General features: G+C 57.5%; 24 protein-coding genes. 9 read left to right on the plus strand and 15 right to left on the minus strand.

Annotated features, from left to right (window positions below; all coding sequences use genetic code 11):
• Positions 1-55: 55 nt before the first annotated feature.
• Together gshA and rmf are read left to right on the plus strand one after the other, a co-directional pair.
• Positions 56-1615, plus strand: coding sequence for a glutamate--cysteine ligase (gene gshA, locus KFJ24_RS17365; RefSeq protein ID WP_250832392.1), 1560 nt, complete (start codon positions 56-58; stop codon positions 1613-1615).
• A 115-nt stretch (positions 1616-1730) separates the two neighbouring features.
• Positions 1731-1946 carry a ribosome modulation factor gene (gene rmf / locus KFJ24_RS17370; RefSeq protein ID WP_250832393.1) on the plus strand — a complete coding sequence of 72 codons (216 nt, stop codon included), beginning with the start codon at positions 1731-1733 and terminating at the stop codon, positions 1944-1946.
• Between the two features lie 17 nt (positions 1947-1963).
• On the opposite strand, the gene KFJ24_RS17375 is transcribed toward rmf, so the two are convergent.
• Positions 1964-2410 carry a flagellar basal body-associated FliL family protein gene (locus tag KFJ24_RS17375; RefSeq protein WP_250832394.1) on the minus strand — a complete coding sequence of 149 codons (447 nt, stop codon included), beginning with the start codon at positions 2408-2410 and terminating at the stop codon, positions 1964-1966.
• Positions 2411-2533: 123 nt separating this feature from the next.
• On the opposite strand from KFJ24_RS17375, the gene KFJ24_RS17380 reads away from it, so the two are divergent.
• Together KFJ24_RS17380 and rsd are read left to right on the plus strand one after the other, a co-directional pair.
• Complete coding sequence (locus KFJ24_RS17380) at positions 2534-3040, plus strand: disulfide bond formation protein B (RefSeq protein WP_250832395.1); 507 nt, start codon at positions 2534-2536, stop codon at positions 3038-3040.
• 102 nt (positions 3041-3142) lie between these two features.
• Positions 3143-3622: a sigma D regulator gene (rsd, locus tag KFJ24_RS17385; RefSeq protein ID WP_250832396.1), complete on the plus strand. Its 480-nt coding sequence runs from the start codon at positions 3143-3145 to the stop codon at positions 3620-3622.
• Positions 3623-3698: 76 nt separating this feature from the next.
• Here rsd and KFJ24_RS17390 read toward each other — a convergent pair whose 3' ends face one another.
• From KFJ24_RS17390 to KFJ24_RS17400, 3 genes are all read right to left on the minus strand, one after another.
• Complete coding sequence (locus KFJ24_RS17390; RefSeq protein WP_250832397.1) at positions 3699-4430, minus strand: FKBP-type peptidyl-prolyl cis-trans isomerase; 732 nt, start codon at positions 4428-4430, stop codon at positions 3699-3701.
• A 123-nt stretch (positions 4431-4553) separates the two neighbouring features.
• The gene (locus KFJ24_RS17395) at positions 4554-4937 is read right to left on the minus strand and encodes a DUF4124 domain-containing protein (protein ID WP_250832398.1); all 384 of its coding nucleotides are present in this window, start codon (positions 4935-4937) and stop codon (positions 4554-4556) included.
• Positions 4934-5491, minus strand: coding sequence for a DUF2390 domain-containing protein (locus KFJ24_RS17400; RefSeq protein WP_250832399.1), 558 nt, complete (start codon positions 5489-5491; stop codon positions 4934-4936). Before KFJ24_RS17400 ends, KFJ24_RS17395 begins: the two co-directional genes overlap by 4 nt.
• 45 nt (positions 5492-5536) lie before the next feature.
• Between KFJ24_RS17400 and KFJ24_RS17405 the strand changes: the two genes are divergently transcribed.
• Positions 5537-7486 (plus strand): ATP-binding cassette domain-containing protein, encoded by a 1950-nt coding sequence (locus KFJ24_RS17405; RefSeq protein ID WP_250832400.1) that lies wholly within the window; start codon positions 5537-5539, stop codon positions 7484-7486.
• 6 nt (positions 7487-7492) lie between these two features.
• Here the strand turns inward: KFJ24_RS17405 and ppx are convergent, their stop codons facing one another.
• Positions 7493-9019 (minus strand): exopolyphosphatase, encoded by a 1527-nt coding sequence (ppx, locus tag KFJ24_RS17410; RefSeq protein ID WP_250832401.1) that lies wholly within the window; start codon positions 9017-9019, stop codon positions 7493-7495.
• A 293-nt stretch (positions 9020-9312) separates the two neighbouring features.
• Here ppx and trxA point away from each other — a divergent pair, with 293 nt between their 5' ends.
• Entirely contained in the window at positions 9313-9639 is a 327-nt protein-coding gene (trxA, locus tag KFJ24_RS17415; RefSeq protein ID WP_012139190.1) for a thioredoxin TrxA, read from the plus strand.
• A gap of 142 nt (positions 9640-9781) precedes the next feature.
• Here trxA and KFJ24_RS17420 read toward each other — a convergent pair whose 3' ends face one another.
• Genes KFJ24_RS17420 through moaB form a run of 4 tightly spaced genes read right to left on the minus strand, consistent with a single transcriptional unit; the run spans position 9782 to position 12309 of the window.
• Entirely contained in the window at positions 9782-10228 is a 447-nt protein-coding gene (locus KFJ24_RS17420) for a molybdenum cofactor biosynthesis protein MoaE (protein ID WP_250832402.1), read from the minus strand.
• 1 nt (position 10229) lies between these two features.
• Positions 10230-10490 (minus strand): molybdopterin converting factor subunit 1, encoded by a 261-nt coding sequence (gene moaD, locus KFJ24_RS17425; protein WP_250832403.1) that lies wholly within the window; start codon positions 10488-10490, stop codon positions 10230-10232.
• 2 nt (positions 10491-10492) lie between these two features.
• On the minus strand, positions 10493-11707 hold the full coding sequence (locus KFJ24_RS17430; RefSeq protein ID WP_250832404.1) for a molybdopterin molybdotransferase MoeA: 1215 nt from the start codon (positions 11705-11707) through the stop codon (positions 10493-10495).
• 29 nt (positions 11708-11736) lie between these two features.
• A complete protein-coding gene (moaB, locus tag KFJ24_RS17435) occupies positions 11737-12309 on the minus strand; it encodes a molybdenum cofactor biosynthesis protein B (protein ID WP_250832405.1) in 573 nt (190 codons plus the stop codon).
• 384 nt (positions 12310-12693) lie between these two features.
• Here moaB and rho point away from each other — a divergent pair, with 384 nt between their 5' ends.
• The 3 genes from rho (at position 12694) to KFJ24_RS17450 (ending at position 16711) form a co-directional block, all read left to right on the plus strand.
• Positions 12694-13956, plus strand: a complete 1263-nt coding sequence (rho, locus tag KFJ24_RS17440; RefSeq protein ID WP_250832406.1) for a transcription termination factor Rho — start codon at positions 12694-12696, stop codon at positions 13954-13956.
• 261 nt (positions 13957-14217) lie between these two features.
• The gene (gene ubiD, locus KFJ24_RS17445; RefSeq protein ID WP_250832407.1) at positions 14218-15705 is read left to right on the plus strand and encodes a 4-hydroxy-3-polyprenylbenzoate decarboxylase; all 1488 of its coding nucleotides are present in this window, start codon (positions 14218-14220) and stop codon (positions 15703-15705) included.
• 13 nt (positions 15706-15718) lie between these two features.
• Positions 15719-16711: a 2Fe-2S iron-sulfur cluster-binding protein gene (locus KFJ24_RS17450; RefSeq protein ID WP_250832408.1), complete on the plus strand. Its 993-nt coding sequence runs from the start codon at positions 15719-15721 to the stop codon at positions 16709-16711.
• A gap of 51 nt (positions 16712-16762) precedes the next feature.
• On the opposite strand, the gene KFJ24_RS17455 is transcribed toward KFJ24_RS17450, so the two are convergent.
• The 6 genes from KFJ24_RS17455 to KFJ24_RS17480 form a co-directional block, all read right to left on the minus strand.
• Positions 16763-18004, minus strand: coding sequence for a heme biosynthesis HemY N-terminal domain-containing protein (locus KFJ24_RS17455; RefSeq protein WP_250832409.1), 1242 nt, complete (start codon positions 18002-18004; stop codon positions 16763-16765).
• Positions 18001-19119, minus strand: a complete 1119-nt coding sequence (locus KFJ24_RS17460) for a uroporphyrinogen-III C-methyltransferase (protein ID WP_250832410.1) — start codon at positions 19117-19119, stop codon at positions 18001-18003. Before KFJ24_RS17460 ends, KFJ24_RS17455 begins: the two co-directional genes overlap by 4 nt.
• An 11-nt stretch (positions 19120-19130) precedes the next feature.
• Positions 19131-19940 (minus strand): uroporphyrinogen-III synthase, encoded by an 810-nt coding sequence (locus tag KFJ24_RS17465; protein ID WP_250832411.1) that lies wholly within the window; start codon positions 19938-19940, stop codon positions 19131-19133.
• Positions 19921-20862 carry a hydroxymethylbilane synthase gene (gene hemC, locus KFJ24_RS17470; RefSeq protein WP_250832412.1) on the minus strand — a complete coding sequence of 314 codons (942 nt, stop codon included), beginning with the start codon at positions 20860-20862 and terminating at the stop codon, positions 19921-19923. The genes KFJ24_RS17465 and hemC overlap by 20 nt, the downstream gene beginning before the upstream one ends.
• Before the next feature lie 93 nt (positions 20863-20955).
• A complete protein-coding gene (locus KFJ24_RS17475; protein WP_250832413.1) occupies positions 20956-21717 on the minus strand; it encodes a LytR/AlgR family response regulator transcription factor in 762 nt (253 codons plus the stop codon).
• Between the two features lie 9 nt (positions 21718-21726).
• Complete coding sequence (locus tag KFJ24_RS17480) at positions 21727-22773, minus strand: sensor histidine kinase (protein WP_250832414.1); 1047 nt, start codon at positions 22771-22773, stop codon at positions 21727-21729.
• Positions 22774-22846: the final 73 nt, after the last annotated feature.

Genomic DNA, 22846 nt, shown 5'->3' on the forward strand with positions numbered 1-22846 from the left:
TTTCATCGGCCGACACCTGCTCAGGAGTGGGTGCCGGCTGCAGCAGGAGTACACCATGGCTGAATCCCGCCATTCTGTTTTTCGCCAGTTTGCCGCCAGTGACTGGAACGGCTTTCTCAAAGGAGTCGAGAAAGAGGGCCTGCGAGTCGATCGTAATGGTTTCATTGCCCAAACACCTCATCCCGAAGCCCTCGGTTCTGCACTGACTCACCCGCAGATTACCACGGACTATTCCGAGGCCTTGCTGGAGCTGATTACGCCCGTCTGTGCCAGTACTCGCGAAATGATGGAGTCGCTGAGGAATACTCACCGCTTCGTCCAGCAGAATCTCGGTGACGAAGTATTCTGGGCAGCGAGCATGCCCTGCGAACTGGAGGGAGACCCCAGTATTCCAATCGCCGAGTATGGGTCATCCAATATCGGGCAGTTGAAGAATGTCTATCGTCAGGGACTGGCGGTTCGTTATGGGCGAATGATGCAGAGTATCGCCGGTGCTCACTATAATCTGTCTTTGCCAGACAGTTTCTGGCGGAAGTGGCAGGAGACGCTCGGAAATCAGCAAAGCCTGAAGGACTTCAAATCAGACCAGTATTTCTGGCTGATCCGGAATTTCCGCAGGCGCAGCTGGCTACTGATGCTGCTGTTCGGTGCCTCGCCTGCGCTGGACGCCAGTTTCGTGGACAACGTCAGCCATGATCTTGCTGGCTTTGATGATGATACGTTGTACGGACCGGAAGCCACCTCTCTGCGTATGGGGGACCTGGGCTATCACAACAACGCCCAGGCTTCACTCAACATCTGTTTTAACGAACTGAGCACCTATACTCAAACTCTGGATAGAGCTATCCACACCACCTGGCCGGCCTATGAAGCGATCGGCACCCGCCGGGGCGACAAGTTTATCCAGATCAACACCAGTGTGCTCCAGATCGAAAACGAGTATTACAGTGCAGTTCGCCCCAAGCGGACGACCGAGCGTGAAGAGAAGCCAATTCAGGCCCTGGAAGCCCGTGGTGTTGAATACATTGAGGTTCGTTGTCTGGACCTTGATCCATTCTCGCCGGTGGGTGTGAATGAGGCCCAGATTGATTTCCTGGATTTGTTCCTGCTGGATTGCCTGCTCTCGGACAGTCCTTGCATCGGTGATGCCGAGTGCGAGCGCCTGGATGATAATTACAAGGATGTGGTTGCCCATGGTCGCAACCGGGAACTCTCACTGTGCCAGGGAGGTCATCGCACGCAGGTCGGTGATGCCGCCGTGCAATTGCTCGAACAGTTGGAGCCACTGGCCGAGTTGCTGGACGGCTGGAATGGTGGCGAGACCTATCGCAACGCACTGACGGAACAGCGCAAGAAACTCTCAGGGCCCGATGTATGGTCGGTCCCGTCAGAGAAGGTTCTGGAGGCCATGCGGAGCTCGGGGCAGGGGCACCGTGAATGGGTGATGGCTATGTCGCGTCAGCACCAGAAAACTCTCCGGGAGGAAGGTCTGGATGCAGATGTTCTGGCCGCTTTCCGCTCGATGACTGCAGAGTCGATGGCGGAGCAAAAGCGCATGGAAGAAAATCAGACCCAGACCTTCGGGGAGTTCCTTGAAGACTACCTGAAATCCTGACCGCCGGGCTTACCCTCTCCCTTTCGGACCTGGTGCACAGAAACTGAACAAAAGTTTGTCAGCACCAGAAGCGGCTGTTAGTTTTTGTAAAATCAGGGACAAGAGGGAGGCCGGTATGGCCAGAGATATTAAACTCGGCTGGGACGTGGAAGCGCTGAACAAGGCTTACCGTCAGGGTTATATGGCTTCTTCAATGGGCATGGAAAAAGCCCGCTGTCCCTATCGAGGTGACGTGGTGATTGCTGCCTGGGAAGCTGGTTGGGATGACGCCGAACGGGTCGCCCGGGATGAACGCACCCCTGGTGATGATCTGTTCTCGAGAATTGCCTGAGCGCGGTTCCTGCGCTCTTATTTCTGCACGACAAACTCTGTGAACAAGACGCCTGTGATGGCTTCCCCGGTTTGCTGTTCCTCCAATACCTGATTGATCCGCTTTTTAGCTTCCTCCCTCAGTGCCTGTTGCCCTTCCATGGATGTAAGCCGATCGGTGTCGGTCTGTTCACCGAAGAGCATGATCAGTTCATGTCGAAGCCTTGGCATGTGGGCTTCAACGGCAGGGCGAACGGCCGCACTGGAGGTTCGCAGGCTGATCGCCGCCTTCAGGTAGGTCACCTTGTTGCCCGGGGTGCCCACATGGGTCACAAAGGCAGGCTCCATGGCAATGTAGTCGGTAACGCCGGTTTCCTCGACGACCTCTTCCTCTTCCGCATCGCTTTCCTGAGCCAGTACGGGAAATGCCAGCATTGAGCACAGCAAGATTATCAACGTCAGAATGGATTTTGGCTGAAGTGTCATAGGCTTGAAGTTGATCATGGTTTAGGGTTTAGTGACGGATCAGCAGCAATGTCACCGGATGGACCGAGAATAACAGGCCCGGTGCGAGGATGCAGTTTCAATTCATCATTTCGAGGTGTTCTTTTGACCAGCAGGTGGGTATTTGGGCTTATTTTCGTTGTTTGTGCCGGGCTGCTTGCCGTGGCGTTTTACATGGAGCATGTTATGGGCCTTGAGCCCTGCCCGCTATGCTGGCTCCAGCGGTTTGGCTTTATGGGCGCCGGACTGGTGAGCTTGCTGGCTGCACTGCATGGTCCCACGGGCTTTGGTGTGCGACTTTACGGCCTGCTGCTGGCTGTTACCGCGGGCGCAGGGCTCGGAGTGGCTGGCCGTCAGCTATGGCTCCAGAGCTTGCCCGCGGACCAGGTGCCTGCCTGTGGCCCCTCGGTGGATTATATGCTGGAAGTCCTCCCGTTTTTTGAGGTGCTTACAACTGCGCTCAGAGGTACAGGCGATTGTGCGGAAGTTGTTTGGCGTTTCCTTGGATTGAGCATTCCCGGCTGGACGGCGGTTTTCTTCGTTTTGCTGGTTATCGTTGGTCTGGTTCTGTTGTTTCGTCGCTCAAAGCCAAGAGGCTGGATTGCCGGGTGAAACGGTTGCGGTGAATGGGTGGCATGGGGTAACTTGAACTCCATCTGAGAAGAATCAAAACCGAGACTGAAGTTCCGGGTTACCAAGCGGAGAAAAGGCGTCATGTTGGAAAATTGCCGAAATGCCAGGGAGCGTTGGGGTGGCGTTAGCGAACTCATTGACCGCTGGCTCAAGGAGCGTCAGGAACTGCTGGTTCACTATTGTGACCTGTCCGGTGAAAGCGATTATTCCCAGACCGAGGCCCTGAGAGGCAAATTCGTGCGCCTGTGCGAATTGCTGGTGGATTACGTTTCGACCGGGCACTTCGAGATATACGAACAGCTGGTTCAGGAAGCCCGGGAGTTTGACGATGGCGGGCTGGAGCTTGCCGGCAAGGTTTATCCGCGCATTGAGCATACCACCGAGGTAGCTCTTAATTTCAACGATCGTGTGGATGGCCGTGACTTGACGGAAGAAGACGTCAACGCGTTGTTCAGTGAGCTTTCAAAACTGGGAGAGATGCTGGAAACCCGTTTTGAGATGGAGGATTTCCTGATCGAACACCTTCACAACGTCCACGCTGGCAAGGTCGCGTCGGCCTGATCTCCTGATTGAGGTCTTGGCATAGAAAAGCCTCAGCACCGGTTATCCCGGGCTGAGGCTTTTTATTGCTCGCTGATTATTCCGAGTCAGCGGCCTTATCGTCCTGAGGGTTGATGCTCAGCAGTTCTACGTCGAATACCAGCGTTTCGTTGGGGCCAATAGCGCGGTTTCCACCCGGGCCGTAGGCCAGCTCGGAGGGGATGTAGAGTTTGTAGCGTGCGCCTTCGCTCATCAGCTGCAATCCTTCGGTCCAGCCAGGGATTACCTGGTTCAGGCCAAAAGTAACTGGCTCGCCGCGCTCGCGGGAGCTGTCAAAAACTTCGCCGGAGAGCAATTCGCCGGTGTAGTGGACCTCAACGGTATCGGTCGCGGCTGGCTTCTCGCCATTGCCTTCTTCCAGAACTTCGAACTGCAGGCCGGATTCCGTGGTTTCAACGTTTTCACGGGCACCATTTTCGGCCAGGAAAGCCTCGCCGGCGTCCTTGTTTTTCTGGGCCAGATCTTCAATCTGTTTGGACTGCTCTTCCTGCAGTTGCTGCTGATAGGTCATCAGCGCCTGCTGGACCTCTTCACGGCTCATACGCTTGGCTTCGTCGTCACCCGCGTGACCGTGCTGGATGCCCTCAAGGAACTGATCCATCTGCAGGTCTGGCAGGTCGTTGCCCATGCGCTCACCAAGGACCAGTCCCATGCCGTAACTCACTTTCTGGTCGGTGGATTCCAGTTTAGGCTGTTCCGGCGTTTCCGGCGGAGTCGAGCAGCCGGCAACAATTCCGGTCATCGCCAGTGCGAGCAGTGCTTTCTTCATTGCTTCATCCTTTAACGTCTGTTTAGGGGCTGTGCCCGTAGCTTTTGTTTGTCAGAACGCCGAAGGTAACGGGTTCTGGCGGCAGATGCCACTGAACATGTGTTAAGAAACCGGACGGTTCGATCAGCTGCCATTGCGACCGGCAGTGGGTCCCAATGAGAACGGTGCGCTGTATGGAGATTGCCAATCGGTTTCCGGATCCGATGGCCTTTCTCCTTGCAGCGCCCTCTCAGACCGCTCTATTGCGAGCGTGTTCCACGGGCCATGCTCCGGCGGCTGGTCGGCATAGTGCCAATTGCCTTCGGTATCCTGCCACTTGAAGATGATATCAGGTCCTTCCGTTGCAATCGGGGAGGGGACCAGCCCCTCAAACGCCGGAATTTCAGGCTGTTTCTCGTCAGCCACGGGTTTGGAAACCTGTTCCGGATCGTTCAGGCCGAAAACAATCAGTAACAACAGCAACCCGAGTGCCGGGAACGAGAGCCGGATGAGCCATTTCATGATCATGGCCGGGGTTCTCCCTTTGGGAAATTTGCCAGCGTACTGGCCAGTGCATTCAGTTGAGGTTTCGCGCTCCGGATTGAGCTCGGAGACGGGGCTGCGGCCTCGAGATTGTTTCGGATTAGCTTTTCGCGTCCGTGCATATCGCTGTATTCCGGGTTTTGGGTAATCAGTGTCTGCCAGGCCAGTGCCAGCTCGATTCGTTCTGCTTCCAGCTCCAGGCCGCCAGTGCCGTCTCGCAGTTTCTGGCATGCTGTATTCGACTTGGGAAGCCATTTCCGTATGGCGCGCAAACCACCGGTTACACGATCGCGCCACTCTGTTAACGTAGCGTCCTCAATGCCGGAGTACCTTCTGCCATTCAGCGAAAGCCACCCGGCACATAGAATTCGTGTCACGCTCCAGCCCTGCTGTTGCAACGCCAGGCAGTTTTCCTGAGCTTCGGGGTATTGCCAGAACTCCAGTGCAAAACGCCAAAGAGGGTTATCTGGTTCCAGTTTTTCCGGTAAATCCAGGGAATTTGCCGGTAACTCACCGTTGCTTCCTGACGAGACCGACATGACAACAGAACCTTCCCTGAAAACTTACGTTGATAAAATGAAAACATGTTAACGATAACCGATCTCAGTTTACAACGGGGTGGCGTCTGGTTGCTAGAATCCGTCAACCTGACCGTCCAGCCGGGCCAGCGAGTTGCCATTGTCGGAGCTAATGGCGCCGGTAAATCGAGCCTGTTTCAGCTTTTACTCGGGCAACTGTCACCGGAGCAGGGCAGTATCTCGCTCCCGGGAGGTTGTCGCATTGCCCATATGGCCCAGGAATTTGAGGCATCCGGGCGAAGTGCGAGGGATTTCGTGCTTGATGGCGATATCGATCTCCGTCGTCTCGAGGCTGAACTCGCTGACGCAGAGGGCCGGGGAGATGATCACGCCCTCGCCCGTATCCACGGCGAACTGGATGTGCACGAGGCCTGGTCGGCGCCGCGTCGGGCAGAGTCCCTGTTGCGCGGTCTTGGGTTTACCGACGACGATGCGGATCGCCCGGTGTCGGCGTTTTCCGGTGGCTGGCGCATACGCCTGAATCTTGCCCAGGCCCTTATGCGGCCATCGGATCTGCTGTTGCTGGACGAGCCCACTAACCATTTGGACCTCGACGCATGCCTGTGGCTGGAAAACTGGCTGCGACGCTATTCCGGCACCCTGCTCTTTATTTCCCACGACCGGGACTTCATGGATCGGGTTGCGACTCATGTGGTGCACTTTGATCAGCGTAATCTGGACATCTATACCGGCAACTACTCCGCCTTCGAAGGCCAGCGCAGTGAGCGCCTGGCCCAGCAGCAGGCGGGTTTTGAACGTCAGCAGGCTCGCATAGCCGAAATTCAACGGTTTATCGACCGCTTCAAGGCCAAGGCCACAAAAGCCCGGCAGGCACAGAGTCGGGTCAAGTCGTTGGAACGCATGGAGAAAATTGCGCCTGCTCACATTGATTCGCCGTTCAGTTTCGAGTTTCCGTTAGCAGAGAAGGTTTCCAACCCCTTGCTGTCTATCCGAAACGGGAGCGCCGGTCACGGTGACGTCACCATTCTTGATGGCATTAATATCGCCCTGCTGCCGGGAAGCCGGGTAGGGCTACTCGGCCCTAATGGCGCTGGCAAATCCACGTTAATGGATGCTCTGCGGGGTGAGGCTACCTTGTTGTCCGGTGAGCGAACCTGCGGCGAGCATCTGGCTATTGGTTATTTTGCCCAGCATCAGCTGGAGTCGCTTGATCTGGATGCGAGCCCGTTCCTGCATCTTCAACGCCTCGAGCCCAGGGCCTCGGAACAGCGGGTTCGCAATTTTCTGGGAGGATTCGATTTCCACGGAGATCAGGCTCTGAGCCCCATACGGTCCTTCTCTGGCGGTGAAAAAGCCAGGGTGGCACTGGCGGTGATTGCCTGGCAGAAGCCAAACCTGCTGTTGTTGGACGAGCCTACCAACCACCTTGATCTGGAAATGCGCCAGGCACTGACCATGGCACTGCAGAACTTTGAGGGCGCCATTGTCGTTGTCTCCCACGATCGTCATCTGCTTCGAAACACCGTCGATGAGTTCTGGCTGGTGAATGATGGCCGGGTTGCTGAATACGAGGGAGATCTCGAAGACTACGAGCGCTGGCTTGCGGACCGTCGCAAGGACGAGACCGAGGCGCCGAAGCGCCAGAGTGAGAGCCGCCAGGGAGGCGGTGATTCCGATGCAGAGGTTGCCGTCGGTGAGAGTGCGGATGACCGCAAGTCCCGTAAGCGCGCCGAAGCCGCGCTGCGCCAGAAACTCAGTCCTTACCGAAAGAAGCAGACGGCTCTGGAGCGGAAAATGGATACCCTCCAGGAAACCCTGAGGGTCCTCGAATCGGACCTCTCCGATCCGACCCTTTATGATGCGAGTGGCAAGGCCAGGCTGCAGGAACTGCTTGGTAAACAGGCGGAGGCTAAAGGCCGCCTGGAAGACATGGAGGCCGAGTGGCTGGACGTGAGCGAGACCGTGGAATCCATGGAGGCTGAACTGGCTGGGTAAAGCCGGTCAGGCGCCGGCGATTTCCAGTTCAAAATCCTGTTTGGCAAGGTAGTCCCGCTCGTTCTCCAGATCAGCCAGCGTCAGAGGGCGGTCATCAAGCCAGCCGTCCGCGAATTCCACCACCAGCTTCTTGTCGTGGGCATGAAGGGTTACGTCCGGTGGCGATTCCATGTTGCGCGGATGCTGGATGAGAACCGCAAGTCTCAGCAGGACGCAGAGATAGCGAAGCCGTGTTTTGTCATCCGGGTCCACACCCTCAAAGATTGCCTGCGAGAACTTGCGCCGATGGCCCCGTACCAGGGTAGCCAGGTCCCGCTGAAATTGCTGGCTGAAGCCAGGCAGGTCGGAATAACGCAGCAAATAGGCGCCATGCTTGTGATACTGGCTATGGGAAATAGTCAGGCCAATCTCGTGAAGGCGGCAGGCCCAGCGCAGGACTTCCTCGTCACTGGCGGTTTGCAGCCCCCAGGCGTCCGCTACCTGTTGCCAGGCGGCTACAGCGGTGGCTTCTACGGCTGCTCCGTGATTCTGATCGACATGATAGCGTTCCTGCAGGGCGGAAATGGTCCGCTCGCGTACGTCTTCGTGCTGGATTCTGCCGGCGATGTCGTAGAGCAGGCCCTCGCGCAGGGCACCATCGGCAAAATCCATTTCCTCAATGCCCAGGGACTGAAACGCTCCCATCAGAATGGCGAAACCGGCCGGGAAAATACTCTGGCGGTCAGAGCGCACGCCCAGCTCTCCAAGTTTGTCGGTCTTGCCCATATCGACCAGCCGCTTACGCAGCTCCTGCATGCCCGCGAGGTTGATGGTGCCATCGGTAATCTTCAGGCTCACCAGAACATTGGCAATGGCCTTGATCGAGCCGGACGAGCCCACCGCGCTCTGCCAACCCACTGACCGATAATGCCGCCGGATGTTCAGGAGCTCCTGCTCCGCGTGGGTGATCGCCTTATCCAGCTGTCGACGGGTAATCTTGCCGTCGGGGAAGTAGCGGTTGCGAAACGACACGCAGCCCATGTGCAGGCTTTCCAGAACCTGGGGTTCAAAGCGCTGGCCAATAATGAACTCCGTGCTGCCGCCACCGATATCAATGACAAGACGACGACCGATATCGTCAGACAGCGTATGGGAAACCCCGAGATAGATCAGGCGAGCTTCCTCCCGGCCGGCGATGATCTCTACCGGATAACCCAGGACCTCTTCGGCTCGGGCTATGAACTCAGAGGCATTGCGGGCGACTCTTAGCGCGTTGGTACCGACAATCTGGACCGATTCCGGGGGCATGCCGTTGAGGCGCTGCGCAAATTTTCTCAGACAGGCCAGGGCCCGTTCCTGCGCTTCCTCAGTCAGCCGGTTGAATTGATCCAGCCCAGCGCCAAGTTGAACTTTCTCACCCATCTTCTCGAGGGTGCGGATTTCTCCGTGGACCAGTCGGGCAACCACCATATGGAAACTGTTGGAGCCGATGTCGATGGCTGCCAGGGCTTCCGATGAAGATGCAGCGTTTTCGGCGGTGGATGCGGCCGTCACGTTGGTCGAAATCCTTTTGATATGAATCTGCGGGCTACTATAAGCGAAATTCCTCGGGCCTGTCAGTAACGGACAGCTTTCGTCTTTCACCGAAGCCTGGCTGTCAGGATTTCTACAGATAGATCTACTGCTTCACATCCGGCTGATCAATCGCGTAAAGTATTACGTATCGTGATGAGGGCGAAGGCGTGCTTTTGAACAATGGCACATCTTCAGCGACAGTCAACAGCGCCCCGGCAGTAATCCGAAAAACATGCTGGCACGACGCGGGGCGCGTGAATCAGGAAAAAGTAATGAGCGGAAATATCGTAAACGTAACTGACGCTTCTTTCGAACAGGACGTACTGCAGTCCGACGTTCCGGTGCTGGTAGACTACTGGGCGGAATGGTGTGGCCCTTGCAAGATGATTGCACCGGTGCTGGAAGAAATTGCCGACGAGTACGATGGCAAGCTGAAAATCTGTAAGCTGAATATCGACGAAAACGAGCAGACTCCGCCGAAATTCAACATTCGTGGTATCCCGACACTGATGCTGTTCAAGAACGGTAACGTCGATGCCACCAAAGTTGGCGCCCTGTCCAAATCCCAGTTGGCCGCCTTCCTGGACAGCAATCTCTGATTGCCTTCCGGACATAAAAAACCGCCCCTGAGCGAAAGCTCACGGGCGGTTTTTTATGGTTATGAAAGCGTCCTCTGGCCTGCCAAAAGTGGCAGGGCTGCTCCTGGCTGGTGGTGAAGGCCGCAGGCTGGGCAGAACCGACTTATTCCCAGTTCTTGCTTCGAGCCACATCAGATGCTTTCTGCTCCACCCAATGCTCTCCGGATTCGGTCAGTTCCTTCTTCCAGAACGGCGCTGATGTTTTTAAAGCGTCCATAATGTACTGACAAGCGGCAAACGCATCGCCCCGGTGGGCACTGCAAATGCCCACAAAGACAATCTGGTCCTGCAGACCCAGCCGGCCAACGCGGTGAATCACCCGCGCCTTGCGAACGTCCCAGCGATTCGATGCCTCGTCAATCAATTCGCCGATTACCTGTTCGGTCATGCCCGGGTAGTGTTCAAGGTAAAGCCCGGTGACCCCCTTCATATCACCGCTTTCCCTGACAAGTCCGGAAAATATGGCAATAGCCCCTGTTCCTGCGCCGCTGTCCCTCAGCGCCGCATATTCAACAGCAGGATCGAAGTCCTCGGCTTGTATCGAAATCATTTCAGCCTCCGGTAACCGGGGGGAAGAAAGCCACTTCATCCCCTCCATGAACAGGAGTGGAGGGTTTTGCCATGGCCTGATTCACAGCGATCATGACTGGCTGGCCACCCTGAAGCTGGGCCCAGGGGCCACCCCGGCCGGCCAGAGCGGCAAGAAGATCACCGGTGGTCTGTCCTGGTTTTGCAGGAATCGTCAGTTCCTCCGTATCCAGTTCCTCCCGCAAACGGGCAAAAAAGCGAACGGTGATGTTTTCTTTAGTCATGGTCAGGCCAGTAATTCTGCGAATGAATAGTAAGTTAACAGATCCCCAGGCTCTACCGTAGTGCCTTCAGGGACGACAGCCAGACCATCGGCCCAGCATGCCGAGCTCATCACACCCGAGCTTTGGTTGGGGTAGGCGGTAATGTGAGTCTCGCCGCTCTGGATCTCCTTGCGGGCGCGGACATACTCCCGGCGGGTCGATGCAGAGGCCACACTGAAAGCTGCAGGAAGTGTTTCACCGATTGCCCGAGTACGGCCATGCCCCTGACATTTGCGGATAACGGGCATGCCGAGTACCAGAAACGTTACCAGGACGGAGGCAGGGTTTCCCGGCAGGCCAAGGAGCGGTGTGCCATTGATCGAGCCGAATGCCAGAGGTTTACCGGGTTTGATCGCCAGCCGCCATAGCGAAAGCTCGCCGGATTCTTCCAGAACCGCGCGGACATGGTCTTCTTCGCCCACAGACACGCCACCACTGGTAATGATCAGATCGGCCTGGGTGGCGGCTCGTTGAATTGATGCCCTGGTTGCCTGGCGAGTATCCTCGAGCGTTTCACAGAGCACCACCTCGCAACCGGCGCTCGCAAGCAGCCCCAGCATGGTAAAACGGTTGGTGTTATAGATCTGGCCGGGGGCCAGTGGAGTTCCGGGATCCACCAGTTCGTCGCCGGTAGTAAGGATGGCGACTTTAAGGCGAGCCATTACTGACACCCTCGCAATGCCGAGGGAGGCGAGTAATCCCATTTCCTGCGGGCGGACAGGCGTGCCGCTGGTCAGCGCCAGAGCGCCTTTTTTCAGATCCTGGCCTTGGCGCCGGATATTTTGGCCTGCCTCGACCTCTGCAGAAACGGTGATGCTGTTATCCGAAAGGTCGACCCGTTCCTGCATCACCACAGAATCAGCACCTTCGGGTATCTCGGATCCGGTAAAAATGCGTGCAGCGGTGCCTGCCGCCAGCGGCTGCGGGGCTTGCCCGGCCGGAACCCGTGCTGACACCCGTAGTGGCTCGCCTGCCCCGAGATCCTCTTTGCGCAGGGCATAACCGTCTACAGCGCTGTTATCGGCGGGAGGGACATCCGCGGGCACGTAGTAGTCTTCCGCCAGGATGCGATCCAGTGAATCCTGCAACGCCACCGTTTCAACGGCTGTCGTTACCGGGACTCTGGAGAGCAGGTGCGTGAGTGCATCGTCAACGGGGGTCAGGTTAGGGCCAGCCATCCTGTTATTGCTCCTTTGGTTCTCTGGTTTCAGCGCTTGGCGCGGCTGCCGATCCGTTCGTGTAACCGGGAATGGGGGGCTTCAGGTTTGCGCAAAACCAGCGCGGAAAAATTGCACGGGCCATGGCGACTGTCCAACTGAGAGCTCAGGATACCGTTCCAGCCGGTACGACATGCGCCGGTGGAACCGGGCAGACAGAAGATCACCGTGTGATTGGCGAGACCGCCAAAGGCGCGGGACTGAATGGTGGAGGACCCTATCTCGGCGGCAGACAACCGGCGGAACTCTTCGCCGAACCCTTCGATAGCCTTGTCCAGCAAAGGGCCGACGGCTTCGGGCGTGCTGTCTCGTTCGTGGAATCCGGTGCCGCCGGTAATAACCACGACATGCACTTTTGGATCGGCAATCCAGTCCGAGATCACGGCCCTTACCAGGTACACGTCGTCGGGTAGAATGCGTCGGGCAGTCAGATTGTGGCCTGCCTCGATCACGCTGTCTTCAAGGAATTGACCGGATGTATCTTCGTTTGGGCCGCGGGTATCAGAAACGGTAAGAACGGCGATGTTCAGAGGGGTCAGTTGGTCGGTGCGTTCGCTGCTCATGGAATAGGCTCCGCAAAATTATAAAAGGTCTATATTCGTCAGTATCCGTGTCACGGATTAAGATTGGAAGAGGGGTAACCCTTCAGAGGGAGATGCGATCCCCCGGCTAAAACGGGGGCGCGGAAACACTGGCGTGCCATGAAATTGGCGTTAATTTGGCCGGTGTACTTGACATTCGCCAGTCAGGTGGTCGATGATCTCGGTTGCCCGGCGAACGGTTGTTCCCACTCTCTGGCTTCAGTACTTTAATCCCGGATTCCATCTATACCGGTTGCTCCATTTGGCCAGCACCTAGTTAAACGACGTTTTAATCAATTCGTTCAGGGCGTCCCTGTCATTCCAATGCGTGCTTACTACTTCCATTCCTGAAAAATTCAATAAACTATGAATCTTACTGAACTCAAGCAGAACTCCATGCCCGAATTGCTCGAAATTGCGCAAGAGATGGGCCTCGATAACCTGGCTCGTTCGCGCAAGCAGGATGTTATCTTCACTATTCTGAAGAGGCATGCCAAGAGCGGCGAAGACATCTACGGTGATGGCGTACTGGAAATTCTGCAGGACGGTTTCGGCTTCCTCCGTTCCGCTGACGCCTCCTACCTAGCAGGTCCTGACGACATTTACGTCTCTCCGAGTCAGATCCGGCGTTTCAACCTTCGCACGGGTGATACCATTGCCGGCAAGATTCGTCCGCCGAAAGACGGTGAGCGCTATTTTGCCCTGTTGAAGGTTAATGAAATTAACTTCGACAAACCGGACAATGCGCGTAACAAGATTCTGTTTGAAAACCTGACACCGCTGTTTCCGCAAGAGCGCCTGCAGCTTGAGGCCGGAAACGGCAGTACCGAGGATTTGTCCTCACGGGTTCTGGATCTTGTGGCGCCGATCGGCAAGGGCCAGCGTGGTCTGATCGTATCCCCGCCCAAAGCCGGTAAAACTCTGCTGATGCAGAGCATTGCCCAGTCCATTACCCGCAACAATCCGGAGTGCCATGTGATGGTGCTGCTGATTGATGAGCGGCCGGAAGAAGTAACCGAAATGCAGCGTACGGTGCGAGGTGAGGTGATTGCCTCCACCTTTGACGAGCCGCCTGCACGTCACGTTCAGGTGGCGGAAATGGTTATTGAGAAGGCCAAGCGTCTGGTTGAGCACAAGAAAGACGTGGTGATCCTGCTGGATTCCATTACCCGTCTGGCTCGAGCCTACAACACGGTGATCCCTTCCTCCGGCAAAGTACTTACCGGTGGTGTGGATGCCCATGCCCTGGAGAAGCCGAAGCGTTTCTTTGGTGCCGCTCGTAACGTGGAAGAAGGCGGCAGCCTGACCATTCTGGCGACGGCGCTGGTAAACACCGGCTCCAAGATGGACGAAGTGATTTACGAGGAGTTCAAGGGTACGGGCAACATGGAGATCCATCTGGATCGCAAAATTGCCGAGAAGCGGACGTACCCGGCGATCAATATCCGCAGTTCCGGCACACGCCGGGAAGATCTGCTGATGAGTGAGGCGGATATCCAGCGGGTGTGGATCCTGCGCAAGCTGCTGCACTCCATGGAGGACGACACCGCAGCCATTGAGTTCCTGCTGGACAAGCTCAAGGACACCAAGACCAACGACGAGTTCTTCCAGTCGATGAAGCGTCGTTAAGTTCAGGACGCGGGTATATTCCTGCGCGCCAGGCCCTTGGTGGCGGGCGGCGCAGGGGAATCCCTCCCCGGACACGCCGTGAATACTTCCCTGTAGACTGTGTCCTGCCATCCCTGGCAAGACACAGTCCGGGGAGGGATTTTCTGGCACTGCTATCCTGATTCCTGCGCGCACCCGTCCCCCATCCTGATCTGGCGTGCAGATTTAAACATCCGATAAGCGCTGTATCCCGTACAAAGCCCGAAACCTTCGGAGCAAACGATGAAATACAACGACCTGAGAGACTTCATTGACCAGTTGGAAAAACTGGGCGAGCTGAAGCGTATCTCTGTTGAAGTTGATCCCCATCTGGAAATGACGGAAATCTGTGACCGCACATTGCGGGCAGAGGGTCCGGCGTTGCTGTTTGAGAATCCGAAAGGCTACAACATGCCCGTGCTGGCTAACCTGTTTGGTACACCAAAGCGGGTCGCAATGGGGATGGGGCAGGACAATGTCACGGCTCTCAGGGACATTGGCAAATTGCTGGCGTTCCTGAAGGAGCCGGATCCCCCCAAGGGCTTCAGGGATGCGATCGAGAAATTACCCCTGTTCCGCCAGGTCATGCGGATGAGTCCCAAGGTGCTTCGCTCGGCGCCCTGTCAGGATGTGGTGATCGAAAAGGATCAGGTGGATCTGTATCAGATCCCGGTGCAGCACTGCTGGCCGGGGGATGCGGGGCCGCTGGTGACCTGGCCACTGGTGATTACCCGTGGTCCCCATAAGGAAAGACAGAATCTGGGGATCTATCGCCAGCAGGTGATTGGGCGTAACCGACTGATCATGCGTTGGCTGAGCCATCGGGGCGGTGCCCTGGATTTCCAGGAATTCCAGAAGGCCAACCCGGGACAGCCCTATCCGGTGGCCGTTGCGCTGGGCGCGGATCCCGCCACCATTCTCGGGGCCGTGACGCCGGTGCCGGATAGCCTGTCTGAATATGCCTTTGCCGGCCTGTTGCGCGGCAGCCGCACCGAACTGGTGAAAGCCGGTCTCAGTGATCTGCAGGTGCCGGCCAGTGCCGAGATAGTGCTTGAGGGCTTTATCTATCCGGATGATTTGGCGCCGGAAGGGCCTTTTGGTGATCACACCGGGTATTACAACGAGGTGGACCAGTTCCCGGTGTTTACGGTGGAGCGGATTACGCACCGCAGGGATCCGATCTATCACAGTACATACACCGGTCGGCCGCCTGATGAGCCAGCCATTCTGGGTGTCGCGCTGAATGAGGTGTTTATCCCGATTCTGCAGAAACAGTTTCCGGAGATCGTGGATTTCTACCTGCCACCCGAGGGTTGTTCCTACCGGCTTGCAGTGGTGACCATGAAGAAGCAGTACCCAGGCCATGCCAAACGGGTCATGATGGGCGTATGGTCGTTCCTGCGTCAGTTTATGTATACCAAGTTCGTCATTGTGACAGATGATGACGTGAACGCCCGGGACTGGAAGGACGTGATCTGGGCGATGACCACCCGCATGGATCCGACCCGTGACACCACGCTGGTGGATAACACCCCCATTGATTATCTGGACTTTGCATCGCCGGTGTCCGGGTTGGGATCAAAGATGGGGATGGACGCCACCAACAAATGGCCCGGTGAAACCGACCGGGAGTGGGGCACCCCTATTACCATGACCGATGAGGTCAAGCAGCGGGTGGACGAGCTGTGGGACAGCCTGGGGATTGAAACTGGCCCCGATCGCCCCGAGTGATAGGGGCAACAGTGTGCATCGGGTCGTTCTGAAGCCTTCCGGGCTCGTGTTTTACGCCGGCCCGGGCGACGACCTGCTTAGCGCGGCCGCCAGGGCGGGCGTTGATGTGCCGGCGGCCTGTCGCAACGGGGTGTGTGAAATCTGTGAGGCACGGCTGATGGCCGGGCCCGTGCTCAACACCCGAAACCAACAGAAGATTTTGGTCAGTGAGCGCCTGATGTTGTGCAGGAGTCAGGCGCTCGGTGATCTTGAACTGGAGATAAACGCCGTTATGGCAGCCGGAAATAACCAGCCTCGCAAGTTTCAGGCAAAGGTCGTGGACGTTCGATCAATCAGTCACGACGTATACCGCGTTGAGCTTCAACTCCCGCGTCGTCGGGAACTGTCATTCCACGCGGGCCAGTACTTGTCCGTGAACCTTCCGGATGCCGAGCCCTGTTATTTTTCCATTGCCAGTAGTCCGGCCGAACAGAATATCGAACTGCATATCCAGGCGACGCCGGACTGGGTTTCTGCGCAGAAGGTCATCGATGCCCTGACGGCTGGCGGTGAAGTTACTCTGGAACTGCCCCATGGCAAGGCCTGTTTGGCGACCGTGCCCGACAAGCCGATGTTACTGGTGGCAGCCGGTACCGGTTTCGCCCAGATGAAGAGTCTGGTGGATTACTTGCGCAGCACCGACTATAACCAGCCGGTCAGGCTATTCTGGGGCGTGCGTCGCCACGAGGATATGTATTTGCGGAGCCTTGCCCAGCAGTGGCAGCAGGAATGGCCTCCCTTTACATTCCTGCCCGTGGTTGGTGATGACGAGGACAACGACTGGGGTGGCCACCATGATCAGCTGGTGGGCGCGGTTCTGGCTTCAGGCATGGACTGGGGTAATGTCGAGGTCCACGCCAGCGGTTCACCAACTATGGTCTACACGCTGATGGACGCTCTGATTGACGCAGGACTGCCAGAACAGGCCTTTTTCTCGGATGTCCTGGAGTATGCACCGCGCAAGTAGGCGGCGGTTCCAGCCAGGGCCTGACCTTTTGGTCAGCCCTGGCCCTTCCGGTCAGGCCTTGGGCATGGGGAGTTCCGGCAAGCCATTGTCTTTGGCCAGCCCCTGCATCATCAGTTTGACACTGACTTGTTCCTCGCCCATGTGGGCGTTCAGACGGCTCAGTTCCGCCAGGGTTTCCCGATTGCGCCGCAAGCGCAGGCTGGTTTCAAAATATTCCCGGGCCTTGCCCCAGAGTTCATTTCGCAGGCTGAGCCGTCCCAGCGCCAGTAACAATTCCGGATTGTTTGGACGGTCTTTCAGCCATTGTTCGGCGAGCAGTAGCTGCTCGTCCGGCTTGTGCCCCTTAATCCGCCCGTAAAGATTGATCAGTTCGTCGCTCCAGTGATTGCGCAGTACCTTGCGGAGCAGGGTTTCAGTCTGTGCTTCTTCGCCCAGGTCAGCCAGCAGTCGGGCGTAATCCCGGATAGTGTATTCATCACGGCGCAGGAAGCCGGGCAATTCATCCCACAGACGGGTAAGCGGTTCCAGGGACGCATCCGGATCAGCCTGCCGTTGCCGGCGACAGTCTTCAGCAGCCTGTTCCAGCAGATTGTGCCAGACCAGGCGTTGTAATTCGTTGAATTCATCATCCGGGAGAACGTTGCGCTTTTGCAGTTCAGGCAGCATCTTCGAAAGCTCTCGCCAGTCTTCCAGACGCAAGTAGGCATTTTTCAGAAGCTTGAGCACAAAGGGGTGGTGAGGCGACAGCTTGCGCAGTCTGATCAGTGTGGCCAGGGCCTGTTCCAGGCGATTACCGGCTAACTGTAATTGGGCCTGGGTAATGCCGACCGCCAGGTCCGATCCCGGTGTGCTTTCAAAGGCTTTGCGCAGCAGTTCGTCGACCTCTTCATGATTGCCGGATTCAAACGATGCCTGTGCTGCCGCCAGGTAATTGATCAGTGGCGTATCGACATGACCCGCAGAAGACGTCAGGAGTTTGTTCGCTCTTGGCCAGTTACCTTCCGCCAGCGCCAACAGGCCCTGGGTGGTGCGGCGACGGGCCCGGCGCTCGTTGCCCCGTGAAATCCAGCCGGCCACCATGCCGGTGCCATGACGAAATCGACGGAACAGGCTGAGGGTGAGGACTGTCAGCACAATCACGGCCACCAGCAGCGCCAGGCCAACCCAGAAGTTGGTCTCTACCATGTAGTGACCCAGGCTGATGCGTATGTAACCCAGATCATACTGCAGCCCCAGAGAAAGTCCGGTCCCGATCAGCAGCGCCAGCAGGACAATCAGCAGCAGACGAATCATGAATCACCGCCTCCGTTTGTTCCGGATTCGGTATCTCCGGCATCGTCAGCATTGAGCCGGCCGGCAAGGCGTTTCTTGAGCAGGTCCAGGGATTGGCTGATATCCGGCAGTGTCGGGTCGACATTGCGGCTGGCCAGCTCGGTCATGGTTTCGGAAAGAGCCATGACCCGGGGGTTGCTGGCGTTGTACCAGTTATCAATAGTATCCCGTGCCTTGGTCAGTGCTCGCTCATAAAGTGGCTGGTTGCCGCGAAGTACGGCCATTTCGGCTTCCTCGAGCATCAGCTGGAGGTTGAGGCGGGCGTAGGCACTCTGGTCAGGAGATAGCAGTGGTTTGACCGATTCGTCCAGGCGACGGACGACCACCACTTGCATCAGTGTCGACTTGAATTTGTTCCAGGCCCGCATCAGGGCGTTTGGCTCGCCACTCTGGGCGCTGTCCGACGCTTCGCCAGTCGTACCAACAAAGCCCGGAGCCTGATCGTTGATCAGTGCCTGGTCGGTAAGTTGGTGAATGCTGTCGATGGCCGCTTCCAGCTTCAGGTAAAGCCCCGTGCGATCCACCCCGCTAATGCCCTTGAGCGCGAGAACTTCCCGGGCGAGTTGCTGGCGCACCGGATACACGCCTATGTCATCAGACTCGGCCAGAACCTCATCGGCGGCCTGCAGGGCTGACAGTGCGCCGCGGATGTCCTTCTCGATCATCAGGCGCTGGTTGGCGATGCGCAGGAGATATTCCGCTTCTGCGAGCAGCCAGTCGGTCCGGGTGCGATTCCCGGCTTCCAGCAGTTCCCGGGCATTGTGATCGATCTGCCTCTGTTGGGTGGCGATCAGTTCCCGCTGGGCTGACAGCTTTTCTTCGAGGGATTGCAGTCGCTGGTTTTGCTGGCTACCACGATCACCATAGAGGCTCTCGAGCTGGGCTGTGTCCTGCTGCAGATTCTGGAGGGTCTGCTGTACGGCCTGATGATTATTCCACTGTTGCCAGCTCCAGACGGCTAGGGCAATGGCAAATACCAGAGCAATGATGGCAACGAGCCAGACAGGCCAGATTTTCTGGCGTGCGGGTGGTTCCTTGGGTATAGGGGCGGGCAGTTGATTCGTAGTATCAGTCACGGGCGTCCTTACTAGGCTTTTCCGGAGCCACCGTCCCGGCCGGTGAGTTGCGCCGCAACGGTGGCCACGATGTCATTGTCGGCAAGGCTTCCTGGTGTACACGGATTTCTGAATCCTGCTGCCCGGGCCTGTTCGGCAACCCGTTCAGCGGGAACAATCAATAACCTATCGTATAGATTATGGCCGCTATTCGCACATAGTGCGATGAGATTGTTCAAGGTTTCTCCGGAGAGGGCGACGATGGCCTCCGGTGCAAAGTCGCCGAGAATCCCGCCGACCTCTTCCGGACTGTAGTCTGGAATACTCCTTCGATAAAGTGGCAGGATGGTCACCCGGGCGCCGCGATCCTTGAGGGTCTGGCGAATAAGCTCACGGCCATTGTCGCCTCGAACCAGCAACACCCGTTCTCCTCTGACCTGTGCCAGAGATGGAAGCTCCAGCAAGGCTTCGCTGGTCCAGCCATCGACGGGCTTCCGTGTAGACAGGCCATAATCGGCGAGCACAGAGGCCGTTCCTGCGCCAACGGCGTACCAGCGAATTCCGGAGGGAATCTGGGGCCACCAGGTGTCCAGCTCCTCCAGCAGAAGCCTGGCCGCGTAGGGGCTGACCGTGATGATATGGGAGAAATGGTCAAGATCCAGGATCAGGGTGCGCCGCTCCGGTGTTTCCGGCAGCGGTTCCCGTTCGATAAGGGGGAGTACCCGGGCCACAGCGCCCGCATCGCGGAAGCAGTTGGCAAGCCTTGAGGCCTCGGGTTCCGGCCGGCAAATCAGAATCCGCCGGCCGTGAAGATCGGGCACCTTAGCGCGGGGTGTGGCCATAGATTTCAGCCAGTACCTTGTCGGCCCCCAGGGCAAGCAGGTCTTCTGCCAGTTCCCGACCAAGACGTTCGCCTTCTGAACGAGGTGCGCGACCTTCGACACGGAATATCTGGGTGCCATCGACGGCGCCCACAAGGCCGCGTAACCAGACGGTATTCTCGTCTTCGAGCAGGGCATAGGCGGCAATGGGCACCTGGCAACCACCTTCAAGGCGGCGATTGAGTGCGCGTTCTGCGCTTACCCGATCCCAGGTGTCGGTGTGGTTGAGCGGCGCGAGCATGGCCAGAAGTTCGCTGTCATCCAACCGGCATTCGATACCCAGGGCGCCCTGGCCTACGGCTGGCAGGGAGATGCTGTCTGGCATGCAATAACGTATCCGGTCATGGAAGCCGAGTCGTTTGAGGCCGGAGCTCGCCAGTACAATCGCCTCGTATTCACCGGCATCCAGTTTGGCGAGGCGGGTATTTACATTGCCACGCAATACCCGAATCTGCAGGTCTGGTCGGTAGGCCCGCAGCTGGGCTTCCCGTCGCAGGCTGGCGGTACCTACCACGGCACCGTCCGGCAGCGCATCAACGTTGTCGTACCGATTGCTGACAAACGCGTCGGTCGGATCTTCCCGTTCGCAAATGGCGACCAGGCCCAGACCTTCCGGGAACTCCATAGGCACGTCTTTCATTGAATGCACGGCAAGATCCGCACGGCCATCCAGCATGGCTTCTTCCAATTCCTTCACAAACAGGCCTTTGCCGCCAATCTTGGCGAGCGGAACGTCAAGGATCTTGTCGCCCTGGGTCTTGATTTTGACCAGTTCGACGTCGATGTTGTCGTTCAGGCGCTCCAGTTCGGCCTTGATGAATTCTGCCTGCCAGAGAGCCAATGCGCTGCTGCGGGTTGCGATGCGAAGGGTACGTTTTGACATGACACTCACTGTCGGTTCGGAAAATGTTCGCCAAGGTTACCTTGTGACAGCAAAAAAGTCCCGCCGTGGATGTCGGGGTATTCCGAGGGACGATTAACCCGGCTGATGTTCCTGCAGCCACTGCCGTACGTTGCTGGTGTGGCGCCGGCTGACCGGAAGTTCGCCCCGGCCATCCCTGAGGACAATCATGTTCTGACCCTCCGGCGAGCGCGTGAGAGCCTGGATGAAACGGACACCTACCAGGGTATGACGGTGCGTACGCAGAAGGTGATGTGGGTAGGTGCTTTCCAGTTCCTTGAGGGTGTAATCGCAGACCGTTTCGCCGCGGGTATGATGCAGGGTGACGTATTTCTGATCGGCCTCGCAGTAGAGAATATTGCTCAGGTCAATCAGTTCGGTGCCCCGGTAGGTGCGAACTGCCAGCTGTTCATCGTCCTGGTCAGCCTGGTCGGTCAGCGCCTGCAGTTGCACCCGATTGACCCGGCCGATCCGGTTCAGAGCCTCTGCGAGTGCTTCCTTGCGCACGGGTTTGAGGAGGTAGGCCATGGCCTGGACGCCAAAGGCCTGAATCGCATAATGATCGTAGGCGGTGCAGAAGATCAGCGCGGGCGGATTGGCCAGCTGACCCAGGCGGGCTGCCGCTTCCATGCCGTCCATGCCTGGCATGCGGATATCCAGTAGCAGAATATCCGGTTCCAGTTGGGCCACCTGCTTCAGTGCCGCGTCGCCGTCTGCCGCTTCGCCACACACCCGGTACCCGGGCAGTGCGTCCACCAGGCGACGCAAGCGTTCCCTGGCGAGGGGTTCGTCGTCGGCGATCAGAATGCTGCGTGCGAGGGCTGGCTCAGTTTTCATGTCCGGGTATTACGTCCTTTTCCGGGATGTGGGCTGCGTATTGGCGCTTTGTCGCGGAAGTCGCAAGGTAACCGTATAAATGTCGTTCTGGTGGCTGTGCTTGAGCACTGCCGGCTCGCCAAACAGCGCCTGCAGGCGAGCCTGGATATTGGCCAGCGCCATGCGGTTACCTTCATGCTGGCGGTCGTTATGGTCCGGCTTCGGATTCTGTACCAGCAAGTATACAAAATTGCCCCGGGCCTGGGCCTCAATGCGCACGGTGCCGCCACCTTGCCTGGGCTGTATGCCATGATAGATCGCATTTTCTACCAGAGGCTGAAGGGTGAGGGGAGGTATGGCTTGTTGTTCAAGCCCTGGCTGGATGGCCCATTCGAGAGTAAGCCTGTCCCCGAGTCGCAGGGCCTCAATGGCAAGGTAACGCTGGCAAAGGTCCAGTTCCCTTGCCAGGGGAATAAGCTGGTCGCCCGTTCGCAGGCTGGCGCGGAACAGTTCCGACAGATCCAGCACCGCCTCTTCTGCCTGGTCAGGGTTCACCGTGATCAGGCTGGCAATGGTATTCATGCTGTTGAACAGGAAATGGGGTTGAATACGGGCCTGAAGCGCCGTCAGGTGAGCCTGCATTTCCGCTTCGCGCTGTTGTTGCCACTGGTGCTGCATATAGAAATAACGGAGCACCGTGAGAACGATCAGCAACGCCAGCAACTGTTTCTTGGCAATGCTCTGCCACACAGCCACTCCGGGCTGGGGGTGCAGCACACTGTCAGCGAACAGGCTGAAGGCGAGAACGTCCAGCAGGACGATGGCAACGATGCTCAGCGTGGCCCGGGTAACTGACATTGCCGCCAGCTTTCGACGCAGCAGGCAGATCAGTGCTGCACTTGTCAGAGTAGTCCACTGAACGAACAGCGAGAGAAGGCCGAAATAGTTCCAGTCTATCCAGCCAGCGTCCGCCTGTACGATGGCCAGAACCAGAACCAGCAGCTCACTGGTAATCAGCAGCAAAAAGACCGCCCGAACCCGACACAGGTCGGGCACGAAGAATTCGCTGTCTGTCACACCTTTGTCGCCGTTCAGGGGTGTCTCCTTTAGACGTGTCAGAATGTTATACTCCCGCCACGATCAATGTACT

The sequence above is a fragment of the Marinobacter sediminum genome, from assembly GCF_023657445.1.
In the GTDB taxonomy this organism is placed as follows: Bacteria; Pseudomonadota; Gammaproteobacteria; order Pseudomonadales; family Oleiphilaceae; genus Marinobacter; species Marinobacter sediminum_A.

Coding starts and splice junctions, on each gene's coding strand:
- gshA (WP_250832392.1), top strand. CDS start 56: ATGGCTGAATCCCGCCATTCTGTTTTTCGCCAGTTTGCCGCCAGTGAC.
- rmf (WP_250832393.1), top strand. CDS start 1,731: ATGGCCAGAGATATTAAACTCGGCTGGGACGTGGAAGCGCTGAACAAG.
- KFJ24_RS17375 (WP_250832394.1), bottom strand. CDS start 2,410: ATGACACTTCAGCCAAAATCCATTCTGACGTTGATAATCTTGCTGTGC.
- rsd (WP_250832396.1), top strand. CDS start 3,143: ATGTTGGAAAATTGCCGAAATGCCAGGGAGCGTTGGGGTGGCGTTAGC.
- KFJ24_RS17390 (WP_250832397.1), bottom strand. CDS start 4,430: ATGAAGAAAGCACTGCTCGCACTGGCGATGACCGGAATTGTTGCCGGC.
- KFJ24_RS17395 (WP_250832398.1), bottom strand. CDS start 4,937: ATGATCATGAAATGGCTCATCCGGCTCTCGTTCCCGGCACTCGGGTTG.
- KFJ24_RS17400 (WP_250832399.1), bottom strand. CDS start 5,491: ATGTCGGTCTCGTCAGGAAGCAACGGTGAGTTACCGGCAAATTCCCTG.
- KFJ24_RS17405 (WP_250832400.1), top strand. CDS start 5,537: ATGTTAACGATAACCGATCTCAGTTTACAACGGGGTGGCGTCTGGTTG.
- trxA (WP_012139190.1), top strand. CDS start 9,313: ATGAGCGGAAATATCGTAAACGTAACTGACGCTTCTTTCGAACAGGAC.
- KFJ24_RS17420 (WP_250832402.1), bottom strand. CDS start 10,228: ATGATTTCGATACAAGCCGAGGACTTCGATCCTGCTGTTGAATATGCG.
- moaD (WP_250832403.1), bottom strand. CDS start 10,490: ATGACTAAAGAAAACATCACCGTTCGCTTTTTTGCCCGTTTGCGGGAG.
- KFJ24_RS17430 (WP_250832404.1), bottom strand. CDS start 11,707: ATGGCTGGCCCTAACCTGACCCCCGTTGACGATGCACTCACGCACCTG.
- moaB (WP_250832405.1), bottom strand. CDS start 12,309: ATGAGCAGCGAACGCACCGACCAACTGACCCCTCTGAACATCGCCGTT.
- rho (WP_250832406.1), top strand. CDS start 12,694: ATGAATCTTACTGAACTCAAGCAGAACTCCATGCCCGAATTGCTCGAA.
- ubiD (WP_250832407.1), top strand. CDS start 14,218: ATGAAATACAACGACCTGAGAGACTTCATTGACCAGTTGGAAAAACTG.
- KFJ24_RS17455 (WP_250832409.1), bottom strand. CDS start 18,004: ATGATTCGTCTGCTGCTGATTGTCCTGCTGGCGCTGCTGATCGGGACC.
- KFJ24_RS17465 (WP_250832411.1), bottom strand. CDS start 19,940: ATGGCCACACCCCGCGCTAAGGTGCCCGATCTTCACGGCCGGCGGATT.
- hemC (WP_250832412.1), bottom strand. CDS start 20,862: ATGTCAAAACGTACCCTTCGCATCGCAACCCGCAGCAGCGCATTGGCT.
- KFJ24_RS17475 (WP_250832413.1), bottom strand. CDS start 21,717: ATGAAAACTGAGCCAGCCCTCGCACGCAGCATTCTGATCGCCGACGAC.